Source organism: Rhodopseudomonas sp. BR0C11, from assembly GCF_010820945.1.
GTDB lineage: Bacteria > Pseudomonadota > Alphaproteobacteria > Rhizobiales > Xanthobacteraceae > Rhodopseudomonas > Rhodopseudomonas palustris_H.
On sequence record NZ_QTKI01000084.1, the window covers coordinates 1 to 14,292 of the forward strand.

General features: G+C 65.6%; 11 protein-coding genes and 1 pseudogene. 4 read left to right on the forward strand and 8 right to left on the reverse strand.

Annotation, left to right across the window (positions count from 1 at the left end; all coding sequences use genetic code 11):
- The 3 genes and pseudogenes from DYI24_RS09310 to DYI24_RS09320 form a co-directional block, all read left to right on the forward strand.
- Window positions 1-564, forward strand: a pseudogene (locus DYI24_RS09310) (oxidoreductase); the annotation flags it as partial.
- On the forward strand, window positions 555-1,997 hold the full coding sequence (locus DYI24_RS09315; RefSeq protein WP_164572083.1) for a complex I subunit 4 family protein: 1,443 nt from the start codon (window positions 555-557) through the stop codon (window positions 1,995-1,997). The pseudogene DYI24_RS09310 and the gene DYI24_RS09315, both read left to right, overlap by 10 nt.
- Window positions 1,998-2,007: 10 nt before the next feature.
- Window positions 2,008-3,372, forward strand: coding sequence for an NADH-quinone oxidoreductase subunit N (locus tag DYI24_RS09320; RefSeq protein ID WP_164572084.1), 1,365 nt, complete (start codon window positions 2,008-2,010; stop codon window positions 3,370-3,372).
- Between the two features lie 100 nt (window positions 3,373-3,472).
- On the opposite strand, the gene DYI24_RS09325 is transcribed toward DYI24_RS09320, so the two are convergent.
- From DYI24_RS09325 to DYI24_RS09355, 7 genes are all read right to left on the reverse strand, one after another.
- The gene (locus tag DYI24_RS09325) at window positions 3,473-4,780 is read right to left on the reverse strand and encodes an O-acetylhomoserine aminocarboxypropyltransferase/cysteine synthase family protein (RefSeq protein ID WP_107356819.1); all 1,308 of its coding nucleotides are present in this window, start codon (window positions 4,778-4,780) and stop codon (window positions 3,473-3,475) included.
- 329 nt (window positions 4,781-5,109) lie between these two features.
- Window positions 5,110-5,802 carry a helix-turn-helix domain-containing protein gene (locus DYI24_RS09330; protein ID WP_107345843.1) on the reverse strand — a complete coding sequence of 231 codons (693 nt, stop codon included), beginning with the start codon at window positions 5,800-5,802 and terminating at the stop codon, window positions 5,110-5,112.
- A gap of 198 nt (window positions 5,803-6,000) precedes the next feature.
- Window positions 6,001-6,393, reverse strand: coding sequence for a response regulator (locus tag DYI24_RS09335; RefSeq protein WP_107345842.1), 393 nt, complete (start codon window positions 6,391-6,393; stop codon window positions 6,001-6,003).
- An 85-nt stretch (window positions 6,394-6,478) separates the two neighbouring features.
- Window positions 6,479-7,090 carry a response regulator FixJ gene (fixJ, locus tag DYI24_RS09340; protein WP_107345841.1) on the reverse strand — a complete coding sequence of 204 codons (612 nt, stop codon included), beginning with the start codon at window positions 7,088-7,090 and terminating at the stop codon, window positions 6,479-6,481.
- A complete protein-coding gene (gene fixL / locus DYI24_RS09345; protein WP_164572085.1) occupies window positions 7,083-8,609 on the reverse strand; it encodes a sensor protein FixL in 1,527 nt (508 codons plus the stop codon). The genes fixJ and fixL overlap by 8 nt, the downstream gene beginning before the upstream one ends.
- A 145-nt stretch (window positions 8,610-8,754) precedes the next feature.
- Window positions 8,755-9,486 carry a CBS domain-containing protein gene (locus DYI24_RS09350; protein WP_107345839.1) on the reverse strand — a complete coding sequence of 244 codons (732 nt, stop codon included), beginning with the start codon at window positions 9,484-9,486 and terminating at the stop codon, window positions 8,755-8,757.
- 86 nt (window positions 9,487-9,572) lie between these two features.
- Window positions 9,573-10,406 (reverse strand): universal stress protein, encoded by an 834-nt coding sequence (locus tag DYI24_RS09355; protein WP_107345838.1) that lies wholly within the window; start codon window positions 10,404-10,406, stop codon window positions 9,573-9,575.
- A 189-nt stretch (window positions 10,407-10,595) separates the two neighbouring features.
- On the opposite strand from DYI24_RS09355, the gene DYI24_RS09360 reads away from it, so the two are divergent.
- Complete coding sequence (locus DYI24_RS09360; RefSeq protein WP_164572086.1) at window positions 10,596-11,432, forward strand: universal stress protein; 837 nt, start codon at window positions 10,596-10,598, stop codon at window positions 11,430-11,432.
- A 58-nt stretch (window positions 11,433-11,490) separates the two neighbouring features.
- Here the strand turns inward: DYI24_RS09360 and mgtA are convergent, their stop codons facing one another.
- Window positions 11,491-14,055 (reverse strand): magnesium-translocating P-type ATPase, encoded by a 2,565-nt coding sequence (gene mgtA / locus DYI24_RS09365; RefSeq protein ID WP_164572087.1) that lies wholly within the window; start codon window positions 14,053-14,055, stop codon window positions 11,491-11,493.
- Window positions 14,056-14,292 lie beyond the last annotated feature (237 nt).

The following is a 14,292-nucleotide window of genomic DNA, read 5'->3' on the forward strand; positions in this document are numbered from 1 at the left end:
GTGCTGCTGGCACGGCAATTGGTGAAACACCCGCAGGAGCTCGACGCGCTGGCGAAGCGGATGCGCCACGTCCGCATCTTCCGGTTCGAGGTGCTGTACTACTATTACTTCGTCCGGCGCTTCCGCCGCGTCGCAACAGTGCTTGGCAATGCCGAAGGCACCGAGGCGGTGGCCGACGCTGTCGCGCTGCGTCGTGAGGGCGTTGACGTGCCCGGACTCGTCACCGACGATCCGCTCGGCCGCGGTGCCGGTCAGGTCCGCGGTATCCGCACCGACCTGATCACGCGGGCCACCGACGGTCAGACGCCGGTGGTCCGGATGGTAGCGGGCGATCCGATCGGCCGGCTGCTGATCGTCGTGGCCCGGCTGTTCGTCGGGTTCTTTGTGGCGCGGTTCAATCCGGACCGGATCGATCGCGCCTGGATGGGTTTGGCCGGCGGTGCCGGACACGCCTGGGCGCTGGTGCGGCTGACGCAGACCGGCCGCGTCCGTGATCACTCGCTGTGGATCGCGCTCGGTTGCGCGGGACTTCTATTGTTTGCCTGGGGGACGTCATGGCGTTGATTGCGCTCATCCTGCTGCCTGCGATCGGCGGCCTCGTCGCATTCTTCGTCGCCGGCAAGGGCGAGCGCGAGCGTTGGGTCACGATCGCGACCTTCGCGCTGATGCTGGTGCTGTTGATCGGCGTCGTTGCGACCGGGGCCGAGGGGCGCTGGTACGACAAGGTGTCGTACCCCTGGGTGCCGTCGTTCGGCATCTCGCTGGATTTCGCGATCGACGGCCTGTCGGCGACGATGATCGCGCTCGCGGCCGGGCTCGGCATCATCTCGGTGATGGCGTCGTGGTCGGAGATCCGCACCCAGTCCGGGCTGTTTCACGCCAGCCTGTGCTGGACCGTGGCCGCGACCGTCGGCGTCTTCCTGTCGTTCGACCTGCTGATCTTCGCGTTCTTCTGGGAAGCGATGCTGGTGCCGGCGTTCACGCTGATCGCAGTGTGGGGCCATGGCGACAAGGAAGGCGCGGCGCTGAAATTCCTGATCTTCAACGCGGTCGCCGGCTTCGGCTTGCTGGCGGCGTCGTTCGCGCTGGCGGCGATGGCCGACCACATGACGTTCAGCGCATTCGAGCTCGCCGAGATGAAGCTCTCGACGCCGGTTCAGGTGTGGATGCTGCTCGGCTTCTCTCTGGCCTTCATGGTCAAGCTGTCGGTGCCGCCGTTCCATGCCTGGTTGCCGGAAGCGCACACGCTGGCGCCGACCGCGGGCTCGATCCTGCTCGCCGGCCTGTTGCTGAAGACCGGGGCCTACGGCCTCTTCCGGTTCGCTCCGATGCTGTTTCCCGACGGTCTCGCGGCCGTCGCCCCTTATGGCATCGCGCTCGGCGCCGCCGGTGCGCTGTATGGCGGCCTCGTCGCCTGCGGCCAGAACGACGCCAAGCGGCTAGTCGCCTATACGTCGATCGCCCACATGTCGATCGTGCTGATGGGCATCGCCGCCGGCGTGCACTACGCGCTCGCCGGTGCCGCGGTCGAGATGATCGCGCACTCGTTCTCGGCCTCGGCGCTGTTCCTGCTGATCGGCGCGCTGTACGAGCGCACCCATACGCGCGACTTGCGCCAGCTCGGCGGCCTGCAGCAGACCGCGCCGAAATTCGCCGCCGCGTTCGCGCTGTTCTGTTCGGCGCTGCTGGCGCTGCCCGGCACTGCCAACTTTGTCGGCGAGGCACTGGTGATCGTCGGCATCTTCCAGGTCAATTGGGTGTTCGCGCTGCTGGCGCTGTCGACGCTAGTCGTCTCAGTGATCTACGCGACGCGGCTGCTGAAGGGGCTGGTGTTCGGCCTGCCGCAGCCCAAGCCGCCGCTCGCCGATATGACCTGGCGCGAGTATTGGCCGATCCTGGTGATGGGTATCGGCACGCTGATCGTCGGCCTCTATCCGCAGAGCCTGCTGGCGCTGCTCGAGCCGGCCATCAAGGCCGCGCTGATCCACACGCCGTGATCGCCGCGCCATGACCGCAGCCCAATTCGCCGCGCTCTCGCCACTCGTGGTGTTGGCCATCGCCGCCGTCGCGGCGATGATGCTGGTGCCGCTGGCGCGGCTGCAGATCGTGCAGGCTTCCGCGGCGGCGGGGCTGGCGGTGGCCGCTGCGCTGGTGCTGCTGCGGACCGGTGCCCCGGCGGCGCCGATGGGCGCGCTGTTCACCGACGACGGTCCGGCGCGGTTCGGCATCGTGTTCGCGTGCCTGGTGTCGCTCGGCGCGTTGGTGTTTCTGCGCACCGGTCATCCCGCCAAGGAGGCGCCGTCGCTCCTGGTGCTGGTGGCGATCGGCGCCGCCACCTTGGTCGGTGCCGGCCACGCCGCGACGCTGTTTCTCGGCATCGAGATCCTCAGCCTGTCGCTGATCGCGTTGTTCGCGTTTCGGCTGACCCGGCAGGGGCTGGAGGCCGCCTACAAGTTTCTGGTGATGAGCGGCCTTGCGTCCTCGGCGCTGCTGCTCGGCATCGCGCTGATCTTCGCCGAAACCGGCGCGCTCGATTTCGCCGGTTGGGGCGGCCGCGGCGCGCTGACCGCGTTCGGCACCGCGCTGCTGCTCGCCGGCCTCGCCTTCAAGTTCTCGCTGGTGCCGTTCCACATGTGGACGCCGGATGCGTTCGAGGCGGCCCCCGCGAGCGCCGCGACGCTGGCCGGCGTGGTGTCGAAATCGGCCGTGGCGATCGTGATCCTGCGGTTGGCACTGACTGCCCATCTGCCGGAGCCGGTGTGGAGCCAAGGTCTCGCCGCGCTCGGTGGCGCCTCGGTGCTGATCGGCAATCTGCTGGCGCTGCGGCAGCCGCAACTGCCGCGGATGCTCGGCTATTCGACGATCGCGCATTCCGGCTACATCGCGCTGATCATCGCCTCCGGCACGCCACATGCCGGCGAGGCGGTGTTGTTCTATCTGGCGATCTATGCGCCGGCGATGCTCGGCGCGCTATGCGTCTCCGCCGCGCTCGGCCGTGCGCCGACGCTGCCCGATCTGCACGGGCTGATGAAGCGGCGCCCGTTGGAAGCGGTGGCGCTGTCGCTGTCGCTGTTGTCACTTGCGGGCCTGCCGGCAGCTGGCGGCTTCATCGCCAAGCTGTTCCTGCTGCGGGTGCTGATCGACGGCGGCCTTTGGGTGCTGGTCGGGATCGTGGTCGCCGGTTCGTCGCTCGGCTTCTTTTACTACGCGAAGTTCTTCACCGCACCGTTCGTCGGCCACACCCACGACGAGTCCGAGCCGCTGCCGCAGCTCGATCGGGGCCTGTTGATCGTCTGCATCGCACTGATCATCATCTTCGGCGTTGCCCCGGCCGGGCTGATGAACGTCGTCGCTGCGACGATGGCGCCGTAGGGTGGGTTAGCGCGGAGCGCGTAACCCACCGATCTACGTTTCGTCGAAAGCTGGTGGGTTACGGCGCGAGTGCGCCTAACCCACCCTACAGCTTTGTGCGTTACGCCGCGTTCGCCAGCCGGCCCGCCGCGAGGCCGCGGTCGATGTCGGCGAGGATGTCGTCGATGTGTTCCAGGCCGATCGACAGCCGCACGTAGCCGTCCGACACGCCGGTCGCGAGCTGCTCTTCGGTGGAGAGCTGCGAGTGGGTGGTCGAGGCCGGGTGGATCGCCAGGCTGCGGGCGTCACCGATATTGGCGACGTGATAGAGCAGCTCGAGCGCGTCGATGAACTTGCGACCGGCCTCGCGACCGCCGGCGAGTTCGAAGCCGACCAGACCGCCGAACTTGCCCTGGAGATACTTTTCGGCGCGCTCGCGGGCGACGCCGCTCTGCTTCGACGGATGGATCACCTTCACGACTTCGGGGCGCTTCTCCAGATAGTCGGCGACCTTCTGGGCGTTTTGGACGTGCCGCTCGATCCGCAGCGGCAGGGTTTCCAGACCCTGGATGATCTGGAAGGCGTTGAACGGCGACAACGCCGAGCCGAGATCACGCAGCAGGGTGGTGCGGGCCTTGATGATGTAGGCGACGGGGCCGATCGGCTTCACCGCCTCGACCCAGACCGCACCGTGGTAGCTCGGGTCCGGCGTGTTCAGCGCCGGCTGGCGCTGAGGGAACTGCTCCCACGGGAAGTTGCCGCCGTCGACGATCAGGCCGCCGATCGAGGTGCCGTGGCCGCCGAGATATTTGGTTGCCGAGTACACCACGATTGCGGCGCCGTGTTCGAGCGGCTTCACCAGCAGCGGCGCTGCGGTGTTGTCGACGATCAGCGGGATGCCGTGCTTGCGGCCGATCGCGGCCACTTCCTCGATCGGAAACACCGCCAGCTTCGGGTTCGGCAACGTCTCGGCATAGTAGGCGCGGGTGCGTTCGTCGGTGGCGCGCTCGAACGCCTGCGGGTCGGACGGATCGACGAAGCGGACTTCGATGCCCTGGTCCTTCAGGGTGTTGGCGAACAGGTTCCAGGTGCCGCCATAGAGGTCGGTCGACGACACCACGTTGTCGCCGACGCGGGCGAGGTTCTGCAGCGCGAAGGCCGACGCGGCCTGGCCGGAGGCCACCGCGAGCGCTGCGACGCCGCCTTCAAGAGCCGCGACACGCTGCTCCAGCACGTCGGTCGTCGGGTTGCCGATCCGGGTGTAGATGTTGCCGAGCTCCTTCAGCGCGAACAGGTTCGCCGCATGCTCGGTGTTGTGAAACTGGTACGAGGTGGTCTGGAACAGCGGCACCGCGACCGAGCCGGTCGCTGGGTCGGCGCGCCAGCCAGCATGCAGGGCGAGGGTTTCGGGGTGGAGCTTCTGGGTCATGGCGACATCCTTCCGGCAATGAAATTCGGGCTGTAAACCGCGCGCTCATGACGGCAACGCAGGTCCGCGGGCCGTCATCAGGACGCCGCAGGGAGCCCAAGTCAATCAATGAGCGGAAATAAAAATCTCCGTCTCGGCAATATAGCTGCGGCGATGCGTTCATTCTTCGCTGATTGCGGGAAGAAAGAGAAAAATTTTCCCAATCCTGCAATTGGGAAGCCCCGCGCGGGGACGGCCCCGGCGCAAACAGAAAAGGCCACCATTGCTGGTGGCCTGTCTGTCCGATCCGATGAAAGAGATGCTCCGGCGGGGATACCGCCGAGGTGGGCTTAGGCGTCGAGATTGCGAAGCTGGGCGCGGTTGCGCAGTTCGATCTGGCGGGCGCCGGAGAAGCCCAGGATACCCTTGCTCTGCAGCTGCGACAGCGCGCGGGAGACGGTTTCGAGGGTGAGGCCTAGATAGTCGCCGATGTCGCGGCGGCACATCGGCAGTGCCATCATGCCGGCGACGGCGAGGCGGCGGTCCATTTCCAGCAGGAAGTTGGCGACCCGCTCCATCGCATTCTTGCGGCCGAGCAGCAGCATGTGGTCTTCGGCGTGGCGCAGCTCACCGGCGGTCATCGACCACAGGCCGCGGGCGATGTTGATGTCGGTGGCGGCGGCCTGTTCGAGGCTGCGGCGCTTGATCAGGCGAACGGTGGTGTCGACGATCGCTTCGGCGGTGAGGCGGTGGGTCGGTCCCGACTCCAGCCCGAACACGTCGCCGGGAAGATAGAAGGCGCCGATCTGGCGGCGGCCGTCGGACAGCAGCTTGTAGCTGCGCACGGCACCGGATACCACCTGATAAACATATTCGGACGGCTCGTCCTCGCCGTAGATTTCCTCTTCCTTCTTATAGGTGAATTCGGAGGCGATCAGACCGGCGTGACCGGTGGTCGCGAAGAACTGCTCTGCCGGAGAACACAAAGAGGGATCGATGGGCGCGTGGGCGGTGGCGGGCGTCCTGAGCGACTGGTTCAGCATCTGGCCATCTCCTTTGATCGGATGGCCAGGGTTGTACGGAAGATTCCGAGGACGAGGTATTTCGCTCCATATCTTAAGTGGGTTCCCCTAAGTAGGTTTACGGAGGCTGGGAGCGTGCGCCCCCGTCCGCTTCCGTGGGGAAAACCGAAGTCTTAACAGGATCTTAAGATGATGGGCGAGGGGGCCGGCGCGGCCCGCTCAGGCTGCGGCGCCGCTCTCTTCGAGAGCGGCCCGGATATGCCAAACCAAGCTCTCCTCGAGGTGGGGTTTCACCACCACGTGCTGCACGCCGACGACGCTGGCGCGGCTGGAAATCGTCTCGTCCGGATAGCCGGTGATCATTACGATCGGGGCGCGCACCTTGCGCTCGCGCAGCCCGCGGGCGAGGTCGATGCCGTTCATGCCGGGCATCTTGTAGTCGATCACGATGCAGTCGACCGGGCCTTGGTCGATGGCGTCGAGTAGCGCCGGTCCGCTCCGGAACGTGCGCACCGCGAAGCCATCAGTTTCCAGCAGGAAACGCAGCGATCCGAGCACGCCCTGATCGTCGTCCACAACGTAAACGATGGTTTTTGCGGGTGCGTTCGGCATTACCAAACCTCACGCACCAATGAGCGCTGCGAAAACTGTCATACTGGTAGCATACGGGCTACCAACGAAGCCGGATTGATCTGTCTCAATCCTTGATAACGCCACCGCGCATCGCCATCCGCACGAGTTCCGACAGGCTGGAGGCCTGCATCTTGGTCATCACGTTGGCGCGATAGACCTCGATAGTACGCGGGCTGATATCGAACTCGCGCGCGATCACCTTGTTGGACATGCCGGCAATCAGGCCGTCCATCACCTGGCGTTCACGCGGGCTGAGCGACTGGATCCGTGCCGCAATATCCTGCGCCACAGCTTCGCTCTTGGCGCCTTCCTGGGCCTGTTTCAGCGCCGTTTCGATCAGTCCGATCAGGCGGTCGTCGTCGAACGGTTTCTCGATGAAGTCGGAGGCGCCGAGCTTCATTGCCTCGACCGCCAGCGGCACGTCGCCGTGGCCGGTCATGATCAGCACCGGCAGCTTGCTGCCGGCTGCCTTTTGTCGCTTCAACAGGTCGAGACCATCGATCCCCGGCATCCGGACGTCGGACAGGATGCAGCCGAATTCCACGTCCGGCAGATCGAGAAATGCCTGCGCGGATTCGTACAGTCGGACCTCGTAGCCGGCCGAGCTCAGCAGGAAGTCGATCGATTCCCGCATCGCCAGGTCGTCGTCGATCACATGCACGGTTCCCTTAGGCATCAGTCAAATCCCCGACGGGCGCCAGCGGCAGCGTGAAGCGGAACGTCGCGCCGCCGGCGCTGTTCGTATCCGCCCACATCCGGCCGCCATGAGCCTCGATGATCGAACGGCTGATCGAAAGTCCGACCCCCATTCCGGTTTCCTTGGTGGTGAAGAACGTCTGAAACAGCTTGGCTTTGACCTGCTCCGGCAGACCGCTGCCGGTGTCCGAGACGGTGACCTCGACCATGTCGTCCGCCACGCGCGCGTTGCCGGCGGACAACTCCTTCTTATCGGAATTGGCCATCGCTTCCAGCGCATTGCGGAACAGATTGACCAGAACCTGCTGGATCTGAACCCGGTCGACCAGCACCAGATCATGGGCCGGATCGAGATTGAAGCGCAGCACCACGCCTTGTTCCCGGGCGCCGGTGAGTCCGAGCGCGCCAGCCTCCTCGATCAACTTGGCGAGGCTCTCGACCCGTTTTTCGGATTCGCCGCGCGCGACGAAATCCCGCAGCCGACGGATGATCTGGCCGGCGCGCAGCGCCTGCTCGGCGGCGCGTTCCATCGCGCTTTCGATCTTGACGGTGTTCGGATCGGTGCTGCCGGCGAGCAGCCGGCGCGAGCCCTTCATGTAGTTGCTGATCGCCGACAGCGGCTGGTTCAGCTCGTGCGCCAGCGCCGAGGCCATTTCGCCCATCGCGGTCAGCCGCGAGACATGGACCAGTTCGGCCTGCAATTCGTGCAGCCGCGCCTGGGTCTGCTGATACTCGGTGAGGTCGCGGATGAAGCCGGTGAAGTAGCGCTCGCCGCCGGATTCCATCTCGCCGATCGACAGATGGATCGGGAAGGTGCTGCCGTCCTTGCGGCGGCCGGTGACGATGCGGCCGATGCCGATGATGTGGCGTTCACCGGTGTTGTTATAGCGGTCGATGTAGTTGTCGTGACGGGTGGCGTCGGGGCGCGGCATCAGCACGCTGATGTTCTGGCCGATCGCTTCGCGCTCGGACATGCCGAACATCCGCTCCGCCGCGCGGGAGAAGAACCGCATGATGCCGCGGCCGTCGATCAGGATCATCGCGTCCGGCACGGTGTCGAGGATCGAGCGAAGCTGGCCCTGCTGCAGCCGCAGCTCCTGCTCGAGCCCCTTCTGCTGATCGATGTCGAGCACGATGCCACAAAGATAGGAGGCGCCGTCCTCGTGGACGACGCCGCCGCGGGCGCGCAGCCAATGGCCGGGGCGGTCTTTCTCCGCCACCCGGTACATCACGTCGATCTTGTCGCCGTGCTCGATCGATTGCTGCAGTGCGAGGGCGATTTGCTCCCGATCGTCCGGATCAACCAGGGAGATGAAGGTGTCGTAGGTGAGGGGAGCGTCGGCCGGCACGCCCAACAGCTTCCGCGCGGTCGCCGAACACGCCAATTCCTGGGTGGCGAGATTGAGCTCCCAGGTGCCGACGCCGTACCCGTCGATGCCCTGCTGCAAACGGCGATCGCGCGCAAGGAGTTCGGTCGACGGTGGGGCTGGTTCGGTCACGCGACGCCTGAAATGCTCTCTTTGCCGCTCTTAACACAACGGCATTCCGATCCGCAACACGGCGCGCGGAGGCGACTTCACAACCAGCGGAAGGCGGGGTGCCCGCCGCTGCCAGGGTCACTTAAACGGCGGCGTCGCGCCGATTTCAACTCGCTTTTTTGGCCGCCCGATCGTCTTCCGGCGAGTTCAGGTAGAACCCGGACATGGTATCGACCCAGCACAGATGATCGTGCACTTCCCGCACCCCACAGACGTTCTCGGCGACCACCACCGCGGCCTGACGCGACCGCTCTTCAGTGATCACGCCGTTGAGGTGCACCACGCCGTCCCGCACCAGCACGCTGAGGCCGAATGGGCGCCAGTCGTTGCGTTCGATTTCGGCAATGATCTTGTCGCGGATCTTGTCGTCGGCCGCGTTCGGCTCGGGGGCTTGGCGCGCCAGGTCGGCGACTGCGCGCAGCAGGTTCTTGCGGGTGACGATCCCCACCAGCAGATCGCCGCGCATCACCGGGAAGCGCTTGACGTGATGCTTCTCCATCAGCTTCACGATGGTCTCGATCGAGGTGTCTTCGCTGACCGTGTGGGGATGATGCGTCATCACCTCACCGACCTTACGGCCGTGCTCGTGGACGAAGTCGCCGGCGCAGGTGCCGGGACCGAGCAGCATCCGCAGCCAGCGCCCGCGCTTGCGCTGGGTTCCGATTTCGGCTCGGCGGATGAAGTCGCCTTCGGAGATGATACCGATCAGCTTGCCGTCGTCGTCGACCACCGGCAGGCCGCTGACGTGATTGTCGATCATTGCATTGGCGGCATCGACGATCGACGCATCCGGACCGATCGTGACAAGTTGCCGGGTCATGATTTGGTGAGCACGCATATCCAGTCTCCCCTAAGCCGCGGCGGCAATCCGAGCGCCACGCCGGTCGCACCGTGGCTTGTTGTGTCGCTGGCCCCCGCGACGCGTCAATGCGAGATCAACGCGGGCAAGGTCAGCGATTTGAAGATGCCTCTCGTCACACCGCCGAGGATGAACTCGCGCAGTCGCGAATGGCCGTAGCCGCCCATCACCAGCAGGTTGGCGCCGCTATCGGCGGCGAACGACAGAATGGTGTTGTGGATGCTGCCGGGCGGCGAGGTGAGCTGGTGTCCGGTCGCCGCCAGATCGTGGCGCATCAGGTGTGCCAGCAGTGCGGTCGACGACGCCTGTCCGACCACGTCCTCATCTTCGTTGACGGAGACGACGTCGATCATCTTCGCTCGGGTGAGGAACGGCATCGCGTCATGCACCGCGCGCGCCGCGGGACGTCCGCCGTCCCAGCAGATTAGGATGCGGTCGAAGGCGAGCGGACCTGAATGGATATAGGGCACCATCAGCATCGGCTTGCCGGAATTGAACAGCACCGCTTCCGGCAGCGGGTCCTGGTGACCCGGCTTGGCGCGGTCCGGCTGCACCAGGACGGTGAGGTCGTAGAGCCGCGAGATTTCCGACAGGGCCTGATTGGCGAGCACCGGGGTATCGCAGACCGAGCGGGCGCCGTGCGTGACGCCGGCGGCGCGGGCGGCGATCTCGAACTGATCGAGCCGCGCGGCAGCCTCATCGGCATCGGTGTTCTGCTGGGTGGCGGCGGCATAGTATGCGGCTGATGCGCCGACCATGATGGCGGGATTGATCGGCTGATAGGTGCAGACGATGCCGTCCAGATGCGCATCGAATGCCTTCGCGACCGAGACGGCGCAGGCGACCACGCCGTCGGCCGGTCGATCGGCCGGGATGTGGGCGACGATGTCACTCAGCATTGCAGGACTCCCGCTTCCAAGCGTGTCGGATCGGGAGCGGAATATATGGCGGTGCTTGCGGGTTACTTTGATCTAGCTCATCGTATCTGAAAGCTCTGTTGCGGGATCATGGCTCCGTTGCAGTGGCCGGAAGCGGCGAGCGGTGGCTGCAGGATTGTGGTTGCCGCGGTGGTTCCCGGGAGGTGCCCGATGACGTACTCGACGGTGATGGTCGCGCTCGCGTTCGACCAGCCCAACGCGTGTCGTCTCAGCATCGCGGCGGAATTGGCAGAGCGCTTCGAGTCGCGCCTGATCGGGATTGCGGCCTCCGAACTGAGCCCGCCGGTGTACTACATGTCCGGCAGCCAGGCCGAGCGCCTGATGGTGGAGGGGCTCGCGACCATCAAGCAGCGTCTGTCGGATCTGGAAGCTGAATTCCGCCAGGCGATGAGCGGCCACACCCGCGAACTGCAATGGCGCAGCGCCATCGAACAGCCGTCGCGCTACATCGTGCAGCAGGCGCGCGCCGCGGACATCGTGGTGTGCGGCGCCGGCGTGTCGAGCCTGCTGTCCGATCCGTTCGCGTCGGCTGCTCCGGCCGACCTCGTGATGGAGATCGGCCGCCCGCTGCTGGTGGTGCCGCCGAATGTCTGCCGGATCGATCTGTCGAGCGTGCTGGTGGCGTGGAAGGACAATCCCGAGGCGCGGCGCGCGATCGTCGACGCGCTGCCGCTGCTGCGCCAGGCCAGCCACGTCACCGTGGTCGAGATCGTCGAGAGCGAAGAAGACCATGGCCGCGCCGCCGCGCTCGCTGGCGCGCACGATGTCGTCGATTGGCTGTCGCGTCATCACATCCATGCCATCGGTGAGGTGCCTGAACACACCGGCGATGTTTCCCGGCAGATCACCGACATCGCCCGCCAGGTCGGCGCCGGTATCGTGGTCGCAGGCGCCTACGGACGTTCGCGCTTCCGCGAATGGATTCTTGGTGGCGTCACCCAGCATCTCTTGGAGCAGACCTCGCGCTGCGCTTTCCTGGCGCGCTAGCGACCCTTCAAACCCAACTGGCCTGTGCTCCGGCGCCACAAACTCGGCGCCGGCGTGTCTAATGCCGGGGATGCGCGGCGTGTCGCCGCCGGCCGCGGTGACTGCTGAGATTTGCCAGCGCCAGCCGTTTGGCGAGTTCGGCGCAGATCAGATAGCAGACCACGATCACGGCCAGCATCAAGCCGAGCTGTGCCCCGATCGGGGCGAAGCCGAACACCGATCGCAATGGGCTCACCACCAACGCGATGGCGAAGGCGAGCGCGCCGAGCGATGTCGCGGCCAGGATCCAGTGTGGACGGCTGGTCCAGAACGGGCCGCTCGAACGGATCAGGAAGATCACCAGGATCTGGGTCGCGATCGATTCCACAAACCACGCGGTCTGGAACGTCGCTTCCTGGGCGTCGAAGACGTTGAGCAGCACGGCGAAGGTGGCGATATCGAACACCGACGACACCGCCCCCATGATCATGGTGAAGCGCAGGATGCTCTTCATGTCCCAGCTGTGCGGCCGTTCGACGTCGCCTGAATCGACGCTGTCGAATGGAATGCCGATCTCGGACAGGTCGTAGAGCAGGTTGTTGAGCAGAATCTGCATCGGCAGCAGCGGCAGGAACGGCAAGACGATCGAGGCCAGCGCCATCGACAGCATGTTTCCGAAATTCGAGCTGGTGCCCATCCGCACGTATTTGAGGATGTTCGCGAAGGTCCGCCGTCCTTCGCGGACGCCGTCCGCCAGCACGGCGAGATCGGAATCCAGCATGATCATGTCGGCGGCCGCGCGGGCGACATCGGTGGCGCCTTCGACCGACAGGCCGACATGCGCGGCCCGGATCGCCGGCGCGTCGTTGATGCCGTCGCCCATGAAACCGACGACGTGGCCGCGGCGCTGCAGCGCCTGGATGATTCTGGTCTTCTGATCCGGATCGACCCGTGCGAACAGATCGACGTGCTCGATCCGCGCGGCGAGCGCGGTCTCGCTGAGCTCGGCGATCTCGGCACCCGTCAGCATTTGCGCATTCGGCAGACCGACCGCATTGGCGACATGCTGCACCACTGCGCCGTGATCGCCCGAGATCACCTTCAGCCTGACGCCGAGCGATTGCAGCGTCGCGATCGCGGCGGCGGCATCCCGCTTCGGCGGATCAGAGAACACGCAGAAGCCCATCAGGACGAGGTCGCGTTCGTCGGCGAGGCTGATCGCGGCGGTGCCGGCCGGCATCCGCTTGGCCGCAACCGCCAGAAGCCGGTATCCCAGCGTCACCTGAGCCTGTTGCAGCTGCTCCAGCGCGGCTCGCGCAGTGTCGTCGAGCGGCCGGACCGTGCCATCGCCGCCATCAAGGCCGGTGGCTCGCGACAGGATCGCCTCCGGGGCGCCTTTGCTGATCAGCCATGGCCCATCGCCGTCGGCGGCGAGCACCGAGACGCAGCGGCGTTCGAAATCGAACGGTACTTCGCTGAGCCGCTGCCAGGAGCCAGTTTCCGGCAGGTTCGGATGGGACAGAACGGCTTGGTCCAGCGGGCTCCGAACGCCCGTTTCGAACCGGCTGTTGATCGTGGCGAAGGTCAGCAGCCGATCATTGGTGGCGCCGTCGGGGCCAAGGTGATCGACAAGTGTCACGGTGGCCTGCGTCAGTGTGCCGGTCTTGTCGGTGCACAAGACGTCCATCGCGCCGAGGTCGTGGATCGCCGACAGCCGCTTGACGATCACCTTCTTGGCGGCCATCCGCAGCGCTCCCCGCGCCAGCGTCACCGTCATCACCATCGGCAGCAGCTCCGGCGTCAGACCGACGGCGAGCGCCACCGCAAACAGGAACGATTCGATCGGCGGGCGGCCGGCGACCAGATGGGCCAGCAGCACGAACAGCGTGAGAAACACGGTGAGGCGGAGGATCAGCAGGCCGAGACTGTGCACCCCTTTTTCCAGCGCCGTCTCGGGCTCGTTCGCTGCCAGCGCGGTAACGATGCCGCCGAACCGGGTGTCTTGCCCGGTCGCCACGACCAGCATCACGGCGTTTCCTCCGACCATGCTGGTCCCTGCGAACAACGCATTGGCCGCGTCCGCCGGGGTCGGACTGTGGCATGGCCCGCTGTTCTTTGCCGATGGAAACGCCTCGCCGGTCATCAGGGATTCGTTGACCTGCGCGTTATGGGCCTCGATCACGACGCCATCGGCCGGGACCAAATCGCCGGCGCGTAGTTCGACCACGTCGCCGGGCACGATGTCCTCGACCGGCAGTGGGGTGACCTTACCCTCGCGATAGACGTCGGCCCTGACTGCAACCGAGCGGCGGAGGTTCTCGGCCGCCGCTTCGGCGTGATGCTCCTGGACGATGTCCAAGGTGATCGAAAAGGTGATCACCGTCAGGATGATGACGAAGCTGCCGAGATCGCCGCTGATGCTCGAGATCGCGGCGGCGACGAGCAGGATCGCCACCAGCGGATTGAGCATCCGCTTGCCGATCTTGGCGAGCAGTGATTGGCCGGCCGGCGGGTGGAAGGCGTTACGGCCGTATCGTGCGAGCCGGTGTGCGGCCTCCTCGGAGCTCAAACCTTCGCGCCGACTCTCGAGCTGGGCGAGCAGCGTCTCGATCGGTTGGAGCCAGAACAGCGGGCGATCTTGCACGGGAAAACCGATGTGTTGATCGGCATCAAGGGACGGAATATCGCCAGATGCGATCCTATCGCAGAAATTCGACGCTACGCCCGCTTAACCATCGGGCAAGCCTCGATGGATTCCACGGACGCGTGACTAAGCGATGACATCTTCGTCGTCCTATATGTCGGTGGCAATACCCGCTGCGAATCCGGTCGAATGACCGCATATTCGAGTGCGTCGAAGTATCAGTACGAGGCCATGATG

Coding starts and splice junctions, on each gene's coding strand:
- DYI24_RS09325 (WP_107356819.1), bottom strand. CDS start 4,780: ATGACCCAGAAGCTCCACCCCGAAACCCTCGCCCTGCATGCTGGCTGG.
- DYI24_RS09320 (WP_164572084.1), top strand. CDS start 2,008: ATGACCGCAGCCCAATTCGCCGCGCTCTCGCCACTCGTGGTGTTGGCC.
- DYI24_RS09330 (WP_107345843.1), bottom strand. CDS start 5,802: ATGCTGAACCAGTCGCTCAGGACGCCCGCCACCGCCCACGCGCCCATC.
- fixJ (WP_107345841.1), bottom strand. CDS start 7,090: ATGCCTAAGGGAACCGTGCATGTGATCGACGACGACCTGGCGATGCGG.
- DYI24_RS09355 (WP_107345838.1), bottom strand. CDS start 10,406: ATGCTGAGTGACATCGTCGCCCACATCCCGGCCGATCGACCGGCCGAC.
- DYI24_RS09335 (WP_107345842.1), bottom strand. CDS start 6,393: ATGCCGAACGCACCCGCAAAAACCATCGTTTACGTTGTGGACGACGAT.
- DYI24_RS09350 (WP_107345839.1), bottom strand. CDS start 9,486: ATGCGTGCTCACCAAATCATGACCCGGCAACTTGTCACGATCGGTCCG.
- DYI24_RS09315 (WP_164572083.1), top strand. CDS start 555: ATGGCGTTGATTGCGCTCATCCTGCTGCCTGCGATCGGCGGCCTCGTC.
- DYI24_RS09360 (WP_164572086.1), top strand. CDS start 10,596: ATGACGTACTCGACGGTGATGGTCGCGCTCGCGTTCGACCAGCCCAAC.